Genomic DNA, 16,446 nt, shown 5'->3' on the forward strand with positions numbered 1-16,446 from the left:
TGTCCCTTGCGGTCGTTGGCGCACTGCTACTACGACGTGCAGCAGTGACGCGTATCACGGGGATTGCATGTGCTGCTGGCCTCGTGGGTGCCGCAGCATATACCATAACGGTGCTCTTGTATGGGCTCGTCACTGGTTGGCCGCGTGCCATGGACGTAACAATCGGTCTTGCACTGAGGTTTGGCAGCGATGCATTGTTTCACTATGGGGTTCTTGCTGCCGCGTGCCTGACTGTTGCAGGGCATTATAACGCAAGCACCGGTGTTCTACAAGTGAGGCTCTTTAGAACTTATGTATTGATGTGGATTATCTGTTTTGGTACGAGAGGGGCGATAGAGGGGTACTGGCTGCTGCTATCCGTTTCTAAGTCGCAGATTGGATTTGACAACTCCGAGTTCTTGCGAGTGCTACTCCCAGCAACACTGTGGAGTGTTATATGGGTTCTTGTGTGGTGCGACAGCCACGTACACGGCGTGAAGAAGATGCACTTTTATAGCGTGGGGCTTGCTGCAGGGGTGCATGCACTGAGTCTGGGAGGGGCCATTGCGTGTTGGGGAACAAGAGAAGAGGCCCTGAGCTACGTTATATGGGGGCGTGTCCTTTATGAACTCCAACCACTATGCGTGTGGTGTGCTTTCGCACTGATGTGGCGGAGGGGGTTGTTCGCGCGCGGCCGTCTTGTGGTGTTGTCTCCTGGCAGGTGTCCGCAATGTGGCTACTCGCTGATTGGCCACAGCTCATTGGAGGCGCGATGTCCGGAGTGCGGCGGCGGCGCGTCACTGGAACTCGTACGGGTACAATGAGCGCGGCGAGTTGGCCGGGTCGGACTTCTTCAGCGGCACACGCGGCAGCGGGACGAGCGCGCCCGCGGGCGACCGGGCGTATGCCTACGACCCGATCGGGAATCGGTCGGAGACCACGACGGGGACGAGTGCGGCCGTGTACTACTGCGCGAACGAGCTGAACCAGTACGAAGCGCTCGACGATGCGGCCGGGTGCGAGTCGCCGTTCACGCGCGAGTTCATGTACGATGCCGACGGGAACATGACCGGCGACGGCGACCTGGTGCTGGTGTACGACGGCGAGAACCGCCTGGTCGAGGTCGCGCCGGCCAGCCCTGCTAGCGGCGACAAGAAGGCGGTCTTCGTCTACGACTACCGCAACCGGCGGGTGCAGAAATCCGTGTATGAGCACAACGGGTCGGCGTGGGGCGGGTCGCCGGTGGCGCGGACGCGCTACGTGTGGGACGGCTGGCTGCTGATCGCCGAGCTCGACGGGCTGGACGACAATGCGCTGCTGCGCCGCTGGACGTGGGGACTCGACCTAGCCGGCCAGCGTGGCGGCCGGCCGGGCGATGCGGCCGGTGGGATCGGTGGGCTGCTGGCCGTGTGGGACCGGACGGCCACGGAGGATTACGAGGAAGAGCCGGAGGGCGAGGGGCTGCTCGAAGAGGAGCCGACCGGCCGCAAGTGGGTTTTCGCCTACGACGCGCTCGGCAACGTGGGCCAGTTGGTGGACCTGTTCCCTGAGCGGTGGATTCCGGAGGACATCCTGGCGGCGCGGTACGAGTACGACCCGTACGGGAACGTGACGGCCGCGGGCGGGGACTACGCCGACCGCAACCGCTTCCGGTTCAGCACGAAGCAGTTCGAGGCCGAGAGCGGCCTGGGCTACTGGGGCGAGCGGTTCTACCACCCCGAGTACGGGCGCTGGGTGAATCGGGATCCGATCTGGGAGAGCGGCGGACTCAATCTGTACAGCCTTGGCGTGAATCTGCCAACCAGGATGTTCGACCGATTCGGTTTGATTGCGATTGCTTGCGGCCCAGACGACCTCGATAGTGCGCCCCCGCCTCCCCCGCCCCCGCCTCCGCCGCCGCCACGCCCCCCGTGGCCGTTCGGGACGTGGCCGATGGATGTGGCGCGGGCGTCCGCGATCAATGGAGCGGCCAATGGTCCTTCGCCGCTCGGGTTTACCTCAGAAACGACCGGAGAGCCCAAGGCCGTGCTATGCTGCAGCTGGTTCACCACGTTTGGCATCCCGCTCGGGCAGCATTGCCAACTTCGGATCATTGAGCGGCAGGGCAACAGATGCTATGCCACAGATCACGAAGGCGAGAACATACCGGAGCACGGCGGAGCACCTTGCGTCGACAAATCACCCTCGGGCCCATATGAAGTCCCATGCGACAACTACTGCGGAGATCAAGATCAGATCGGGCGACCACGCCCTGTGTCGCCAACCGCTAACGATTGCCTGAAGAGGGCGGATGGGTGCGGCAAGGAGTACGATCCGCTGGGTAGCAACTCAAATGCGATGCTCGCGTTGATGATGAAGTGTTGCGGCATCGCCGCTGGCGAGGGTGGCTTTACGTTTCCGCCAACTGCACCAGGGTGGACTGGTCCATATCATGGCGGCGCACTCGGTGGGCCGGCGCCATTGTTTCAAGAGGGCCCGTGCGTCGACATGCAGCCGCTGTTGTTCTGCACCAAGTGCGCCACTTGCAGCGACATCGGACTCTAGCGCTGCTTCTCGTGACGGTCCAGGGACGCACACGGAGTGCAACATGCTTGCGCACATTCACCAAGTTGCTCGCCGAATCGCAACTCAACTCGGTATTGGGTTCCTTGTTGCGTTCTCACTTACCACTATTGGCTGTGCTGCGAGTACGGCGCAATTTACGATGCGGTGGCGCGCTTACGACGTCGCCTTCGATCCGTCTGGGGAATTGCTCGTGGCGGCGGGGGAGGATGGCCGTGTCGCGGTGTGGCGGGTACAGGCGCCGCCTTACCTCGGTGTAAGTCGACTGTCGGACGTCACGCTTGTGCCAGATGCATCGTTGCAGCGCGCGGTGGTAGGCCATCCGCCGCGCTACTCTGCGTACTATGTCGCGTTCATCGACGATTCACGTCTCGTCGCGTTGCTGAATGGTGCAAGTCATGCAATTGCGTTCCACCGCTTGAATGAGAGCACGGGGCACGTGCATGTCGTAGAGGCACGCGCTTTGCCTGGACTGGTGCGCCCAGAGTTCAGCGCGGACCGCACGGAGGTAGCCTGAAATCTTGTGGAAATTGAGAACGTGGGGCATCCTGCTGGTGCGTTTGAAACGAGAGTCGTTTCCCAGGAGGAGCCCGATGGCTACTACAACCGGACGAGGATCGAGCGTCAAGCGGCGGGACGAGGCGGGGGGCGACGAGGCCGTGCAGGTGGTTCGGGACCAGGTCGAGGAACTGGCCCGGCTGGGGGCCCGGCAGATGCTGCTGGCGGCGTTGGAGGACGAGGTGAACGTCTACCTCCAGCGCGACCGGTATCAGCGACAGGGCGAGTTCCGCGGCTACCGCAACGGGACCACGCCGCGGCGGCTGACGCTGGGCAGCGGCACGGTGCCGCTGGAGGTCCCGCGGGTGCGACATCCCGCCGGGCCAGGAGCCGTTCGAATCGAAGATCGTGCGCAAGTACCAGCGTCGCAGCGACACGATCGAGGAGACGTTCATGCGGCTGTTCATCGAAGGCCTGGCGACGCGGGACTTCGAGCCGGCCTTGCGGCTGCTGGCGGGGAACGACGCGCCGCTGTCGCCCAGCACGATCAGTCGGCTGACACAGCGGTTCCGCGTCGAGTACGCGGCGTTCGACCGGCAGGATCTGAGCGGCCGGAAGTTCGTCTATATCTGGGCGGACGGGATTTACCTGAAGGCCGGGCTGGGTACGGAGAAAGCCTGCCTGATGGTGCTGATCGGGGCGGATACGGAGGGGCAGAAGCACTTGCTCTCGCTGCGGAGGGGTATCGCGAGGCGCCGAGAGCTGGGGCGAGTTGCTGAAGGACTGCCGGCAGCGGGGTCTGAACGAGCCGGGCTGCTGGATCGCGGACGGGGCGTTGGGGCTGTGGGCGGCGGTGAACGAGCAGAGTCCGAACTCGGCCCAGCAGCGCTGCACGAATCACAAGACGATGAACGTGCTCGACAAGCTGCCGAAGGCCGAGCAGCCCGAGGCGACCCCGCGACTGCGGGCGATCTGGCAGGCGGAAAGTGAGGTGGCGGCGCGGAAGCTGGCGGCCGGTGTGATCGCGGACTTCCGTCGGGCGGGCTACGACCGGGCGGCGGACTGTCTGGGGGACGATCTGGATCGCTGCCTGACGTTCTACGCGTTTCCGGAGCCGCACTGGTCGCACCTGCGGACGACGAACGTGATCGAGTCGCCGTTTGCGGGCGTACGGCTGCGGACGAACGCGGCCAAGCGGTTCAAGAAGACCAAGAGCGGCGTGTACCTGGTGCATCAGGTGCTGATGCGGCTGTCGCAGAACTGGCGGCACTTGAAGGCGGCGCACCTGTGTGCCCAGATACCGCTGCCGGAAGGAAAGAACCGCCGGGTGAAGACGAAGGTGAAGGCGAAGGCGAAGACCCATGCGGCGTGAACGAACGTGACGGATGCCCCAGATTCAATTTACACAGGACTTGACACTACCTCACCGCACGACGCTAGCGATACTGGGGCGATGTGCAAGCGAAAGCGAACAACATCCCCCGGGTACGTTGGTGCTTGAGGTATGGGGTATGGCAGGCGAGACTCGGCGTGGCATCATTCCCATTTGCATTGAGGGCGCGGGGGGCGCCGAGATACCCGGCTGTTTCGCACTCAGTTCGGCTGGCGAGTTTGCCGCGATTGGGTTCGGTTCCCGGCTGCATCAATTCGACTGTTCGACGGGCGCGAACGTCCGCGGATATGAGAATGACCAGGTGTGGAAAGGCTGCATGTTCTCGCCGACGAGCGACGTGCTCGTGGGACTGACTGCGGCTGGGCGAGTTTATGCCTGGGACGCGCGGACCGGCGAGCGGCGCTGGGAGTCCAGTGTCGCAGATGGGCCAGGGCCGGGCGACGTGTACGCGACGGTGCGTATCTCCCCCGACGGAGCGTTCGCGGCCGTAGGCCTTCATGGCCGGACGTACACGCTCGACATGAAGACTGGCCGCGTCGTTGCGAGTACGGCGGGGACGCTTCGCGAGGGCGGTGACAAGGGGCACGATCGTGTATGGCTCGACGATCAAGTCGTCGTGCGGGGCGATGGAGAGATTCGATTGGTCGATCCACGAAGCGGTGGAGTTGTGTGGCGCGCTGCAGTCGATACGCGCGACTTGTTTTGCATTGGCGCAAGCCCGCAGACGCGGTGGATTGCGGGAGCGAGCGGCGGTCCAAAGTCGCCCAATCGCGTGAGTCTGTGGCGCGTCGACCTTGACGCGGTAGACATGAAGTGATGCACCGCCTCGCTCGATTACATTGGCAACGCCCGGCAGCAGCCGGCTTCCAAGCAGCGGGAGGGCGCTGCCTTCGCTTCAGCGCCGTTTGCCACGCCCGATAGGCCGTAAGCGTGACGATGGCCTGGCTGTAGTCCTTCCGTTTGCGATAACTGGGCGTCTTCGGCATGTGCGGACCTCCGAATCGCGGAGCGCGGTGTAACACCGCGCGCTTTCGCGTCTTCGGCCGCACTGCCGACCACCGGCAGGTCCCCGCAACTCTCGGGGGCGGCGTAGCTTATCGTAACAGCCACCGGTCGGACTCGAACCGACAACCTGCGGTTTACAAATCAGCCGGATGGCTCCGTAACCAACGCAAACGTCGCTAGTTACAACGCCGCCGGCGACGGTGCAGGCAGTACTGCCGGCAGTTGCGACGGGGCGAGCGTAGCCACGCCTGCGCAGGCGGTCAACGACGCCGACCTCGCCATGGTCGTGGCCGCGTGGTCGGCGCTGCCCGACGCGATCCGCCGGGCTGTGATGGCGCTGGTGAGCGCAGGGGGTGCCCAATGAGGCGGCTTTGCGCGTACGCCGAGGCGCTCTGCCGCCGGGTGGCCCCCGACGCGGCCACGGGGCCGTTCTACGCCGTCCTGCGCTCCGACCTGCCGCCCGAGTACCAGGGCGGTGATGGGGGCGCCCTGGCGATAACGTCGCGGCACCTGGACCTGATGCTCCGGCCGACGCTCGAACGCCAGCGCCGGTGGCGTGGCCGCGGGCCGGCGATGCTGCTCGACGCGGCCGAGATCGGGGCGCACAAGGGTAACGTCGGCGTCGGCACTCTATCTCACCCGGCGCGCGGACTGCCGTTGCCCGCCCCCCGACCGGCCACGGGTCCTACCCCGCCGGTTTTCCTCCCGATGGCCGCGGAACGAGCGGCGAAGGGCGAAAGAGTTTGTTGCGCGTGGCGGAGAGTGGGGTCGCCTGCCGCGTCAGGTGGCAGATTGACAATTTCCGCTAACAACGGTGAAATCAGGCCTCGTTCAGCGGCAGTTGGGGCAGTCGCTCCTCGGGAAGCGCTCGATGACCGCAAATCGCAACGATGTCATGACGATCACCGAGCTCGCGTCGTATCTGAAGATCTCGAAGTCGACGCTGTACAAGCTCGCCCATGACGGAAAGGTGCCCGGTCAGAAGGTCGGGCGACACTGGCGCTTCCACAAGAACGCCATCGACGCCTGGCTCAGCACGCGAGACGCGCCGCCGAAAGCGCGGTCCCGCCGCCGGTGACGTTGGTCGCGCACGCGGCAGACAGAATGCAGGGAAGGCATGGCGAAGAACATCCACAAGTCGGATGATGGCACGCTCTTCGACGCCAGCGAGCTCGGCGTCGACCCGGAGATGCTCTGGCAGTCCGCGGATAAGCTCCGTGGCTCCATTGACGCCGCCGAATACAAGCACGTCGTCCTCGGGCTGATCTTCCTGAAGTACATCTCCGACGCCTTCGAGACGCGTCGGCAGAAGCTCCAGGACGAGTTGAGCGCCGACGGCATCACGGGCAAGCAGGCCGACGGCCTGCTGGAGAGCCGCGACGAGTACACGGCCGAGAACGTCTTCTGGGTCCCGCCCGAGTCGCGTTGGGCGAACATTCAGAATCAGGGCAAGCAGCCCAACATCGCCAAGCTCATCGACGACGCCATGTACGCCATCGAGCGGGACAACGCGAAGCTCAAAGGCAAGCTGCCGCGCGATTACGCCCGTCGCGGCATCCCGCCCGAGCGCCTTGGTGGCCTGATCGACCTCATCGCCGGCATCGCGATCGGCACGGAGCAGGCCCGCGCGAAGGACATCCTCGGTCGCGTCTACGAGTATTTCCTCGGCAAGTTCGCCGCGGCCGAAGGCAAGCTGGGCGGCGAGTTCTTCACGCCGCGCTCCGTCGTCCGGCTGCTCGTCGAGATGATCGAGCCCTACGAGGGCCGTGTGTACGACCCCTGCTGCGGCTCCGGCGGCATGTTCGTGCAGTCCGAGCGCTTCGTGGAAGCGCACGGCGGGCGGCACACCGACATCTCCATCTTCGGCCAGGAATCCAACCCGACCACGTGGCGGCTGGCGCACATGAACCTCGCCCTCCGCGGCATCGAGGCGAACCTGGGCGAGCAGCCGGCCGACAGCTTCGTCCGCGACCTGCACCCCGACCTCAAGGCCGATTACATCCTCGCGAATCCGCCGTTCAACGTCTCCGACTGGTCCGGCCACCTGCTGCGCGATGACGTGCGCTGGAAGTTCGGCACGCCGCCCGTCGGAAACGCCAACTACGCTTGGATTCAGCACTTCATCCACCATCTGGCGCCCGCGAACGGGCGCGGCGGCGGTGTGGCCGGTTTCGTCATGGCCAACGGCTCGCTCTCGTCCAACAGCGGCGGCGAGGGCGACATCCGCCAGCGCATCATCGAGGCCGACCTGGTCGACTGCATCATCGCCATGCCGCCGCAGCTCTTCCTGACGACCGGCATCCCCGTCTGCCTGTGGTTCATCAGCCGGGACAAGACGGGCAAGAATGTCAAAGGCCGCGACGCGTCCGGCAAGGTCGTCAAGGGCCGCGGGCGCGATCGGCGCGGCCAGACGTTGTTCATCGACGCCCGCCAGATGGGCACGATGGAGACGCGAACGCTGCGCGTGCTGAGCGGACGGGAGGAATACCCGTTGCCGCCGGACAGCGACATCGGCCGCATTGCCCGCACCTACCACGCGTGGCGTGGCGAGCCCGAGGCGGGCGAGTACGAGGACGTCGCCGGCTTCTGCAAGTCGGCCACGCTCGACGAGATCGCCAAGCACGGCCACGTCCTGACGCCGGGGCGCTACGTCGGCGCCGTGGAGGCCGAGGACGACGGCGAGCCGTTTGAGGACAAGATCCGGCGGCTGACGGCGGAGCTCGAGGAGCAGTTCGCGGAGTCGGAGCGGCTGACGGGCGTGATTCGCGAGAATCTGAGCCAGTTCACCAGCGGGGCGTGACCAGTGTCGACGCGCGTGCCTGTGAAACCCGAGATGCTGGAGTGGGCCTGCCGCCGGGCGGGCGTCAGCATCGATGCGCTCGCGAAAAGGGCCACCCTGAAGATGCTGCCGGAGTGGCTCAGCGAGGACGAGCAGCCCACGGTGAAGCAGCTCGAGGAATTCGCGAAGGCGACGCACACGCCGTTCGGGTTCTTCTTCCTCGCCGAGCCGCCGGACGAGCCGGTGCCGATCCCGGATTTCCGCACCATGCGCGGCGAACGGGTGCAGCGCCCCAGCGCCGACATGCTCGACACGATCTACGTGTGCCAGCAGCGGCAGGACTGGTATCGCCAGCATGCGCAGTTGATGGGCGAGGAGCCGCTCGCGTTCGTGAGCTCCGTGCGCGTGGGCGCAAATGTCGTCGAGACGGCTGCGAGTATCCGCCAGGCGCTCCGGCTCGACTCGCCGCTGAGCACATACGCGGGCACCAACGGCGAGGCCCTTCGCGTGCTGCTTGAGCGGGTGGACGCGCTGGGCGTGTTGGTGATGGTGACCGGCTATGTCGGGACCAACACACGCCGCCGGCTCGATCCGGACGAGTTCCGCGGGTTCGCGCTGGTCGACCCGCTCGCGCCGCTCGTCTTCGTGAACGGCCGCGATTCCAAAGCCGCGCAACTCTTCACGCTCATTCACGAATTGGCGCACATCTGGGCGGGAGAGTCCGGTGTGTCGGACGTCAGCGCGTCGCCGCGCGCCGACGTCGAACGCTGGTGCAACGCCGTCGCCGCGGAGGTGCTCGCGCCGCTGGACGAGTTCCGCGAGGCTCTGCGATCGAATGCCGAGCCCCTTGGTGAAGCACAGCGCCTCGCCGACATCTACCGGGTCAGCACGCTGGTCGTGCTGCATCGCATGCTCGACGCGGGAAGCCTGACGCGTGAGCAGCACGACCGCGCCTATGGCCGGGAATCCGCGCGACTGAGCGCCTTACTGGCCGAGCGTGAGGAGTCCGGCGCGGGCGGCGCCGGCGGAAACTACTACGCCACGGCGCGGTATCGCCTCAGCAAGCGCTTCGCCACCGCCGTCATCGCCAGCACCTGGGAGGGCCGGTCGACCTTTACGGAGGCCTTCCGCCTGCTCGGCTGCCGCAACGTGAAGACGCTGGAGACGCTCGGCGAGCGCCTCGGGATGGAAGCGTACCTCAGCGGGGGCCCGGTCTGATGGCGTACCTGCTGGATACCGGCGTCTTCATCGAGGCCAAGCGTCGCTTCTACGGCCTGGACTTCTGCCCGGGCTATTGGGACTGGCTTATGCAGGGGGCCAATGCCGGCACGCTGCGGTCCATCGAGCGCGTCGCCGACGAGATCGGCGCCCAGCAGGACGAACTGAGCGAGTGGGCGGCCACGCTTCCCAAGGGTTTCTTCCTCCGACCCGACGCCACGTTCAGCGATGCCTACCAACGGGTCAGCCAATGGGCGCTCACGTCGGGCTTTCACGCCGCGGCGTACAACGAGTTCCTGGATGTGGCGGATTCGTTTCTGGTCGCGCAAGCGCTTGCGGGCGACCACACCGTCGTCACGCTGGAGAAGCCGGCGACGACGCCGAGCAAGAAGAAGATCAAGGTGCCGGACGCGTGCGCGGGCGTCGGGGTCAAGAGCATGACGCCGTACGCGTTGCTGCGGCTTCAGGGCGTGCGGCTCGTGCTGGGGGGTGGAGCGTGAGCGACTGGCCCCTCAGGTCAATATCTGAATGCGCTGCGGACGAGCCTTACTCGACGCAGATCGGTCCATTCGGCAAGGCGCTCACGCCCGACGCATACCGCCCATCAGGCGTTCCACTGCTTCGAGGCGTGAACGTCAATCATGGTCGTTTTCACGATGACGACTTCGTCTTCATCAGCGAGGAAGACGCAGACAGGCTTGCGAAATTCGAGTCGTTCCCTGGGGACGTGCTGCTGGTTCACAAGGGTACACTTGGTCAGATCGGCCTGATGCCGCATCAGCGGCGATATCCACGGTACATCATGGGTAACAGCATGCTCCGCGTACGCTGTCATCCGGAGCGCCTTGTGCCGGAGTTCTTGTACTATTGGTTTTGTTCCCCAGCCGGACAGCACCACCTGTTCAGCCGCGTTTCGCAGGTTGGCGTTCCACAGATACAGCGCCCGCTGAGCACTTTGCGCGAGGCGAGACTGCCCGTCCCGCCGCTGCGCGAGCAGCGGGCGATCGCGCACGTTCTGGGCTCGCTGGACGACAAGATCGAGCTGAATCGGCGGATGAATCGGACGCTGGAGCAGATGGCGGCGGCCATCTTCAAGGCGTGGTTCGTGGACTTCGAGCCGGTCAAGGCCAAAGCCGCCGGCGCGACGCGCTTCCCCGGCATGCCCCAGCCCGTCTTCGACCAGCTCCCCACCACCCTCGTCGACAGCGACCTCGGCCCGATTCCGGAGGGGTGGGAGGTTGTCGCGCTATCCGCGTTGATCTCGCTTATTGGCGGCGGTACGCCCAAACGCAAGGTACCGGAGTATTGGGGCGGGAGCATTCCTTGGTTCTCAGTCAGAGATGCGCCCGACGAGCATGACGTTTGGGTGATCGACACTGAGGAGAAGATCACTGAGGCAGGTATCGACAACAGCTCGGCCAACATTGTGCGGCCGGGCACGACGATTATTTCTGCACGAGGAACTGTGGGTCGACTTGCGCTCACCGCAGTTCCAATGGCGTTGAACCAGTCATGCTATGCAGTCCAAGGTGTGACTAACGTCGGTGACTTCTTCACGTATTTCACGCTTCGGCATGCCGTGGCTGAGCTACAGACGCGAGCCCATGGGTCCGTCTTCGATACCATCACACGGACCACTGTGACACGCTGGTCCGCCTTCGGCCCGGCGACGGCGTGCTTCGGGCATTTGAGGACGTCGTGGTGTCGATCCTTGACCTCATGCGGGCGAACCTGATGGAGGCCCGCACGCTCGCGGCGATCCGCGACGCGCTGCTGCCGAAGCTGATCAGCGGCCAGGTGTCGCTGCAATCAAGTGAGAACGTGTGCATAGCGGGTGGTCAGGGTGACTGACCCGCGACAGACAAAGGAGCTGATGCATGAAGGTCAGGATCAAGGAATTCGACGTCGCGATGGAGCTCAAGAACAAGGGCATGGAACTGGAAATCCGTGACACGAATGACAACTTTCTCGGCGACCTGGTCGTGACGAAGACCAGCCTGATCTGGTGCAAGGGCAAGACCGGCCGCAACAACGGCCAGAAGATGAAGATCGAGAAGTTCATCGAACTGATGGAGCAGAACGGCGCGTGATGAGCGAGGCTGCTCAGCCGAAGCCGATCAGCGGCGCGGTGCGCGTGAACGCCGCCCGCGCGGCGGTCGAGGAGGTGGCGTAGCGGATGTACCCGGTGATCGCCGTCAACCCGGCCTTGGCCGTGAACTTGGAGCCGCTCGGCACCAAGCGGAAGTACTGGTACCGCGACGGCTCGCGGCGGATGCTGTTCAAGGCCGAGGAACGCGGGACGGGCGAGGATTGGGCCGAGAAGCTGGCGTGCGAATTGGCGGCGCTGCTGGCGCTACCCCACGTGACCTACAACCTGGCCGAGGAGCTCGACAGCCAGACGCCGGGCGTCGTATGCGAGAGCTGCGCGCCGCCGCCGAGGTCGCTTCACCTCGGGAACCAGTTGCTGCTGGCGCTCGACCCGAGTTACCCGGCGGCAGAGGGTCAGCGGTACAAGGTGCGCGCGCATACGGTCGGTGCGGTAGCTGACGCCCTGCGACTGATCCAGCCGCCGCCAGAGGCATGGATGGCCGATGTGCCCGCCGGCATCGCGTCGGCGCTCGACGTGTTCACGGGCTACGTCATACTCGACGCCTGGATCGCAAACCAGGACCGACATCACGAGAACTGGGGCGTGCTGATGATCGACAAGCAGCTCCACCTGGCGCCGACGTTCGACCACGGCGCGTCCCTGGCCCGCAATCTGACCGATGAGGAGCGGAAGGACCGGCTTACGACGCGCGACCGTGGCCGGCAGGTCGGCGCGTTCGTACGGCGCGCCCGCTCGGCGTTTTTTGCGGACCCGACGGCCAGTCGGCCGTTGACCACGCTTGAGGCCTGGCGAGCTTTCGCGACAATTGCGCCGCCGGCCGCGGCGACCTGGCTTGCGAGGCTGGAGCAGATCGATGAGGGTATGATCAACGGGGCAGTGGATGAGATTCCCCTGGCCCGTATGTCGCGGATCTGTCGAGACTTCACGATCGCCGTATTGGCCGAGAACCGGCGGCGGTTGCTAGCGGAAGAGGCCGAATGACCAGCGCAGTGTTTATTGCATGGCGAAGCGGCGAGCCGGACGCCGGTCGGTGGGGACCGGTCGGGCGCGTGGAACGCGCCGGGGACGGGTATCGGTTCGCGTACACCAAGGGTGCAGAGTCGCTGGCCGGATTTCGGCCGTTTCCGGAAATGCCGGATCTCCGAGCAGTCTATGAGTCCGACGAGTTGTTTCCGTTATTCGCAAACCGCTTGCTGGCGCGCTCGCGGCCGGAGTACGAGGCTTTCCTGACGTGGGGTGGTTTCGATCCAGGGGATCCGCCGGACCCACTGGCGCTGTTGAGCGTGACCGAAGGACGGCGACAAACGGACTCCATCGAAGTGTTCCCGTGCCCCCAGCCCGGCGCGGACGGCTGCTATGTGAGCAAGTTCTTCCTGCACGGCGTGCGTTGGATGCCGGAGGGGGCGCGCGAGCGTATCGCGAAGCTGCGACCCGACGAGCAGTTGGGGCTGATGATCGACATCTCAAACCCGTTTGACCCGCATGCTGTCGCGGTGCGCACCTGCGACACGGTCGATCGGTACATGATCGGCTACGTGCCGCGCTATCTGGCCAAGGAGGTTTGGGACTTGGCTAGTGAATGTGGCACGCAGTCAATCGATCTGCACGTGGTCCGCGTCAATCCCAACGCGCCGCTGCAACAGCGTGTGCTGTGCCGGATGAGCGCGTGCTGGCCGGATGGCTTTCAGCCGTGCAGCCGCGAGGAGTTCCAGCCGATCGTCGCAGCGCACACGGGAACTCCGGGAGGCCTGCGTGCATGAGCAGGCTGTCGAAAACGCGGCGCTGAGCTGGTTCCAGTCGCTGGGCTACGACCTAAGGCACGGCCCCGAGATCTCCCCGGGGGCGCCGGGAGCCGAACGGCCCGACTATGAGCACGTCGTCCTCGAGCCGCGGCTGCGGGCGGCACTCAAGCGGATCAACCCGCAGTTGCCGGCGGATGCGATCGACCAGGCCGTGCGCGTTGTGGCCCGGCCGCCGGAGCCGACGCTGGAGCAGAACAACCGCTGGTTCCACCGCCTGCTGACCGATGGCATCGACGTCGAGTATCGCACGAAGGAAGGGGAGACACGCGGCGACAAGGCGTGGCTGGTCGACTTCGCCGACCCCGGCCGCAATGACCTGCTCGCGGTCAACCAGTTCACCGTGAAGTGCGGCAACAGCACGCGCCGGCCCGATATCGTCGTGTTCATCAACGGACTGCCGATCGCCGTGATCGAGTTGAAGGATCCGACGGACGAGCAGGCCGACGTCTGGAAGGCGTTTCGCCAGCTTCAGGACTACAAGCAGAACATCCCGCCGTTGTTCTACTACAACGAGCTGATGGTCATCAGCGACGGCGACACGACGCGCATCGGGTCGGTCACGGCGGGCTCGGATCGCTTCGCGCCGTGGAGGTCGATCGAGGATTGCCGCCAGCCGGGGCAGCCACACCTGGAGGCGGCGATCAAGGGGCTGTTCGCGCCGGAGCGGCTGCTGGACTACCTGCGGCACTGCATCACGTTCGAGGAAGACGAGCGCTCGGGCGCGATCGTGAAGAAGATCGCCGGCTATCACCAGTTCCGGGCCGTGCGGGCAGCGCGGGCGGCGGTGAAGACGGCGCTGAAGGCCCCCGCAGGCAACGGCGACGGGCGCGGCGGCGTGATCTGGCATACGCAGGGGTCGGGCAAGAGCCTGACCATGCTGATGCTGTCCGGGGCGCTGATCGGCGACGCCGAGCTGGCGAACCCGACGATCGTGGTCGTCACCGATCGCAACGACCTGGACGATCAGCTCTTCGGCACATTCGCCGGCGGCCGGGCGCTGCTGCGGCAGGCTCCGGAGCAGGCCGAGAGCCGGGATGACCTGGCGGCGCGGCTCAACCGCGCCTCGGGCGGCGTGATCTTCACGACGATTCAAAAGTTCGAAGAGCGCGGCGGACCGCTCAGTCAGCGGGCGAACATCGTTGTTCTGGCGGACGAAGCCCATCGCAGCCAGTACGGCTTCCTCGATGGCGGCGCGCGGTGGATGCGCGACGCGATCCCCAATGCGACGTTCGTCGGCTTCACCGGGACGCCGCTGGAGCGGGATGACCGCAGCACGCCGGCGGTGTTCGGCGAATACGCGGACATTTACGACATCCGGCAGGCGATCGTCGACAACGCCACGGTGCCGATCTACTACGAGATGCGGCTGGTGAAGCTTCTGCCGGACGAAGCCGGGATCGCTGAGGCCGAGCAGAAGCTACAGGCCGCCGCGGATGCAGACCGGGATGGGCGGGCTGTGCCGGACGACATCGAGGTGCCGCTCGAGGAGCTCGTCGGCGCGCGCGAGCGGCTGAAGCTCGTGGCCAGGGAGATCGTCGAGCACTTCGAGAAGCGGCGTGAGGCCATCGATGGCAAGGGGATGGTCGTCTGCATGAGCCGCAGCATCTGCATGGATCTGCACGACGAGATTGTCGCGCTGCGGCCCGATTGGGATGCGGCGGATGACGACGCCGGTTTCGTGAAGGTCGTCATGACGGGATCGGCCGCGGAGGGCGAGCGCGTCGCGCGCCATGCTCGTACGAAGGCGCGGCGCGAGGCGCTGGCGCGCCGCTTCAAAAGCCCGGAGGATGACCTGCGGCTCGTCATCGTTTGCGACATGTGGCTGACCGGTTTCGACTGTCCGCCCATGCACACGATGTACCTCGATAAGCCCCTGGCCGGCCACAACCTGATGCAGGCGATCGCCCGCGTGAATCGTGTGTTCGGCGACAAGCCGGGTGGCGTCGTGGTCGATTTCCTCGGGATTGCCGATCAGCTCCGCGACGCAGTGCAGACGTACACGCAGGCGGGCGGCGAGGGCAGCCCGGTCGTGGAGATCCAGAACGAAGCCGTTCCCGTGATGCAGAAGCAGTACGAAGCGCTGCGGGACTTCTTCAACGGCTTTGACTACAGCGCGTTCGTGGGTGGCGATGAGGCGGCGCAATTGCGGGCCGTGACTGCTGGCGCGGACTACGTGTTCGATCAAAACGAGGGCAAACGCCGGTTCATGACCATGGTCGCGGCCCTGTCGCGGGCCTTTGCGCTGTCCGTCCCGCGGCCAGAAACGGAGGCGATCCGCGATCACCTGGCGTACTTCCAGGCGGTACGGGCCGCTATCCGAAAGCGGCTGGCGGACGACGGGCCTCCGCCACCGCCGGATGCGCGGGCCGCTGTGCGGCAGGTGATTTCTGGAGCGATCGTTTCGGATGGCGTCATCGATCTGTTCCAGGCCGCGGGGCTGCCGGACCCGAACGTCGGCATCCTGTCCGAGGACTTCCTCGAGCGGCTCGCCGCATTGCCGCACAAGAACCTCGCGCTCGAGACACTGCGGAAGCTGCTGAACGACCAGATCCGGGCCCGGGAACGCGTGAACATCGTGCAGTCGCGGACGTTTCGCGAGTCGCTAGAGGCCACGCTTACGCGGTACACCAATCGTGCCGTGAACACGGCCCAGGTGATCGAAGAGCTGATCGGATTGGCCCGCACGATTCGCGAGGCCATGCAGCGCGGCGAGGAACAGGGCCTCAGCGAGGACGAGGTGGCGTTCTATGATGCGCTGGCGGACAATGAATCTGCCCGTGACGTGATGAAGGACGACACGCTCAAGCTCATCGCCCGCGAGCTCGCCGATCGCATTCGCGCCAAAGCGTCCCTCGACTGGACGCAGCGCGAAACGGTACGGGCCGACATGCGGCGCACGGTGCGACGGCTGCTCAGCAAGTACGGCTATCCACCGGATGCGCAGGAAGCGGCGACGCTGCTGGTAATCCGCCAGGCGGAACTGATGGCGGAGAGCGTCGCGAGTGACTGAGCTGCGAATCGCGGCTGTGGGATAGGTTGGCCGCCGACACGGCACGCTTCCCAACGTGCCTTCCCGCGCCGAATCTCCTTGGGACCGGTA

16 protein-coding genes are annotated in these 16,446 nt (G+C 65.4%); 15 read left to right on the forward strand and 1 reads right to left on the reverse strand.

What is annotated here, in order from left to right; genetic code table 11:
• Positions 1–813: 813 nt before the first annotated feature.
• The 5 genes from IPM18_09310 to IPM18_09330 all read left to right on the forward strand — a co-directional run bounded on the left by IPM18_09310 (position 814) and on the right by IPM18_09330 (position 5,249).
• Positions 814–2,523, forward strand: coding sequence for an RHS repeat-associated core domain-containing protein (locus IPM18_09310; protein ID MBK9119781.1), 1,710 nt, complete (start codon positions 814–816; stop codon positions 2,521–2,523).
• Positions 2,524–2,683: 160 nt separating this feature from the next.
• A complete protein-coding gene (locus IPM18_09315) occupies positions 2,684–3,058 on the forward strand; it encodes a hypothetical protein (protein MBK9119782.1) in 375 nt (124 codons plus the stop codon).
• 76 nt (positions 3,059–3,134) lie between these two features.
• Positions 3,135–3,818, forward strand: coding sequence for a transposase (locus tag IPM18_09320; protein MBK9119783.1), 684 nt, complete (start codon positions 3,135–3,137; stop codon positions 3,816–3,818).
• Positions 3,812–4,411, forward strand: coding sequence for a transposase (locus IPM18_09325; GenBank protein ID MBK9119784.1), 600 nt, complete (start codon positions 3,812–3,814; stop codon positions 4,409–4,411). The genes IPM18_09320 and IPM18_09325 overlap by 7 nt, the downstream gene beginning before the upstream one ends.
• A gap of 139 nt (positions 4,412–4,550) precedes the next feature.
• Complete coding sequence (locus tag IPM18_09330) at positions 4,551–5,249, forward strand: PQQ-binding-like beta-propeller repeat protein (protein ID MBK9119785.1); 699 nt, start codon at positions 4,551–4,553, stop codon at positions 5,247–5,249.
• Positions 5,250–5,617: 368 nt separating this feature from the next.
• Here IPM18_09330 and IPM18_09335 read toward each other — a convergent pair whose 3' ends face one another.
• Positions 5,618–6,043, reverse strand: coding sequence for a hypothetical protein (locus tag IPM18_09335; protein ID MBK9119786.1), 426 nt, complete (start codon positions 6,041–6,043; stop codon positions 5,618–5,620).
• Positions 6,044–6,308: 265 nt separating this feature from the next.
• Here IPM18_09335 and IPM18_09340 point away from each other — a divergent pair, with 265 nt between their 5' ends.
• From IPM18_09340 to IPM18_09385, 10 genes are all read left to right on the forward strand, one after another.
• Positions 6,309–6,515, forward strand: coding sequence for a helix-turn-helix domain-containing protein (locus tag IPM18_09340; GenBank protein MBK9119787.1), 207 nt, complete (start codon positions 6,309–6,311; stop codon positions 6,513–6,515).
• Between the two features lie 39 nt (positions 6,516–6,554).
• A complete protein-coding gene (locus IPM18_09345; GenBank protein MBK9119788.1) occupies positions 6,555–8,237 on the forward strand; it encodes an SAM-dependent DNA methyltransferase in 1,683 nt (560 codons plus the stop codon).
• A gap of 3 nt (positions 8,238–8,240) precedes the next feature.
• On the forward strand, positions 8,241–9,434 hold the full coding sequence (locus IPM18_09350) for an ImmA/IrrE family metallo-endopeptidase (GenBank protein ID MBK9119789.1): 1,194 nt from the start codon (positions 8,241–8,243) through the stop codon (positions 9,432–9,434).
• Complete coding sequence (locus IPM18_09355; GenBank protein MBK9119790.1) at positions 9,434–9,934, forward strand: DUF4411 family protein; 501 nt, start codon at positions 9,434–9,436, stop codon at positions 9,932–9,934. Before IPM18_09350 ends, IPM18_09355 begins: the two co-directional genes overlap by 1 nt.
• A complete protein-coding gene (locus IPM18_09360) occupies positions 9,931–11,169 on the forward strand; it encodes a restriction endonuclease subunit S (GenBank protein MBK9119791.1) in 1,239 nt (412 codons plus the stop codon). The genes IPM18_09355 and IPM18_09360 overlap by 4 nt, the downstream gene beginning before the upstream one ends.
• Positions 11,136–11,285 carry a hypothetical protein gene (locus IPM18_09365; GenBank protein MBK9119792.1) on the forward strand — a complete coding sequence of 50 codons (150 nt, stop codon included), beginning with the start codon at positions 11,136–11,138 and terminating at the stop codon, positions 11,283–11,285. Before IPM18_09360 ends, IPM18_09365 begins: the two co-directional genes overlap by 34 nt.
• 26 nt (positions 11,286–11,311) lie before the next feature.
• A complete protein-coding gene (locus IPM18_09370; GenBank protein ID MBK9119793.1) occupies positions 11,312–11,524 on the forward strand; it encodes a hypothetical protein in 213 nt (70 codons plus the stop codon).
• A gap of 86 nt (positions 11,525–11,610) precedes the next feature.
• Entirely contained in the window at positions 11,611–12,525 is a 915-nt protein-coding gene (locus tag IPM18_09375) for a phosphatidylinositol kinase (protein ID MBK9119794.1), read from the forward strand.
• The gene (locus tag IPM18_09380; GenBank protein ID MBK9119795.1) at positions 12,522–13,304 is read left to right on the forward strand and encodes a DNA-binding protein; all 783 of its coding nucleotides are present in this window, start codon (positions 12,522–12,524) and stop codon (positions 13,302–13,304) included. The genes IPM18_09375 and IPM18_09380 overlap by 4 nt, the downstream gene beginning before the upstream one ends.
• A complete protein-coding gene (locus tag IPM18_09385) occupies positions 13,222–16,356 on the forward strand; it encodes a type I restriction endonuclease subunit R (GenBank protein MBK9119796.1) in 3,135 nt (1,044 codons plus the stop codon). Before IPM18_09380 ends, IPM18_09385 begins: the two co-directional genes overlap by 83 nt.
• Positions 16,357–16,446: the final 90 nt, after the last annotated feature.

This window comes from Phycisphaerales bacterium (genome assembly GCA_016716475.1).
Classification (GTDB): Bacteria; Planctomycetota; Phycisphaerae; order UBA1845; family Fen-1342; genus JADJWG01.

Coding starts and splice junctions, on each gene's coding strand:
- IPM18_09340 (MBK9119787.1), top strand. CDS start 6,309: ATGACCGCAAATCGCAACGATGTCATGACGATCACCGAGCTCGCGTCG.
- IPM18_09330 (MBK9119785.1), top strand. CDS start 4,551: ATGGCAGGCGAGACTCGGCGTGGCATCATTCCCATTTGCATTGAGGGC.
- IPM18_09370 (MBK9119793.1), top strand. CDS start 11,312: ATGAAGGTCAGGATCAAGGAATTCGACGTCGCGATGGAGCTCAAGAAC.
- IPM18_09345 (MBK9119788.1), top strand. CDS start 6,555: ATGGCGAAGAACATCCACAAGTCGGATGATGGCACGCTCTTCGACGCC.
- IPM18_09315 (MBK9119782.1), top strand. CDS start 2,684: ATGCGGTGGCGCGCTTACGACGTCGCCTTCGATCCGTCTGGGGAATTG.
- IPM18_09320 (MBK9119783.1), top strand. CDS start 3,135: ATGGCTACTACAACCGGACGAGGATCGAGCGTCAAGCGGCGGGACGAG.
- IPM18_09355 (MBK9119790.1), top strand. CDS start 9,434: ATGGCGTACCTGCTGGATACCGGCGTCTTCATCGAGGCCAAGCGTCGC.
- IPM18_09380 (MBK9119795.1), top strand. CDS start 12,522: ATGACCAGCGCAGTGTTTATTGCATGGCGAAGCGGCGAGCCGGACGCC.
- IPM18_09375 (MBK9119794.1), top strand. CDS start 11,611: ATGTACCCGGTGATCGCCGTCAACCCGGCCTTGGCCGTGAACTTGGAG.
- IPM18_09385 (MBK9119796.1), top strand. CDS start 13,222: ATGGCTTTCAGCCGTGCAGCCGCGAGGAGTTCCAGCCGATCGTCGCAG.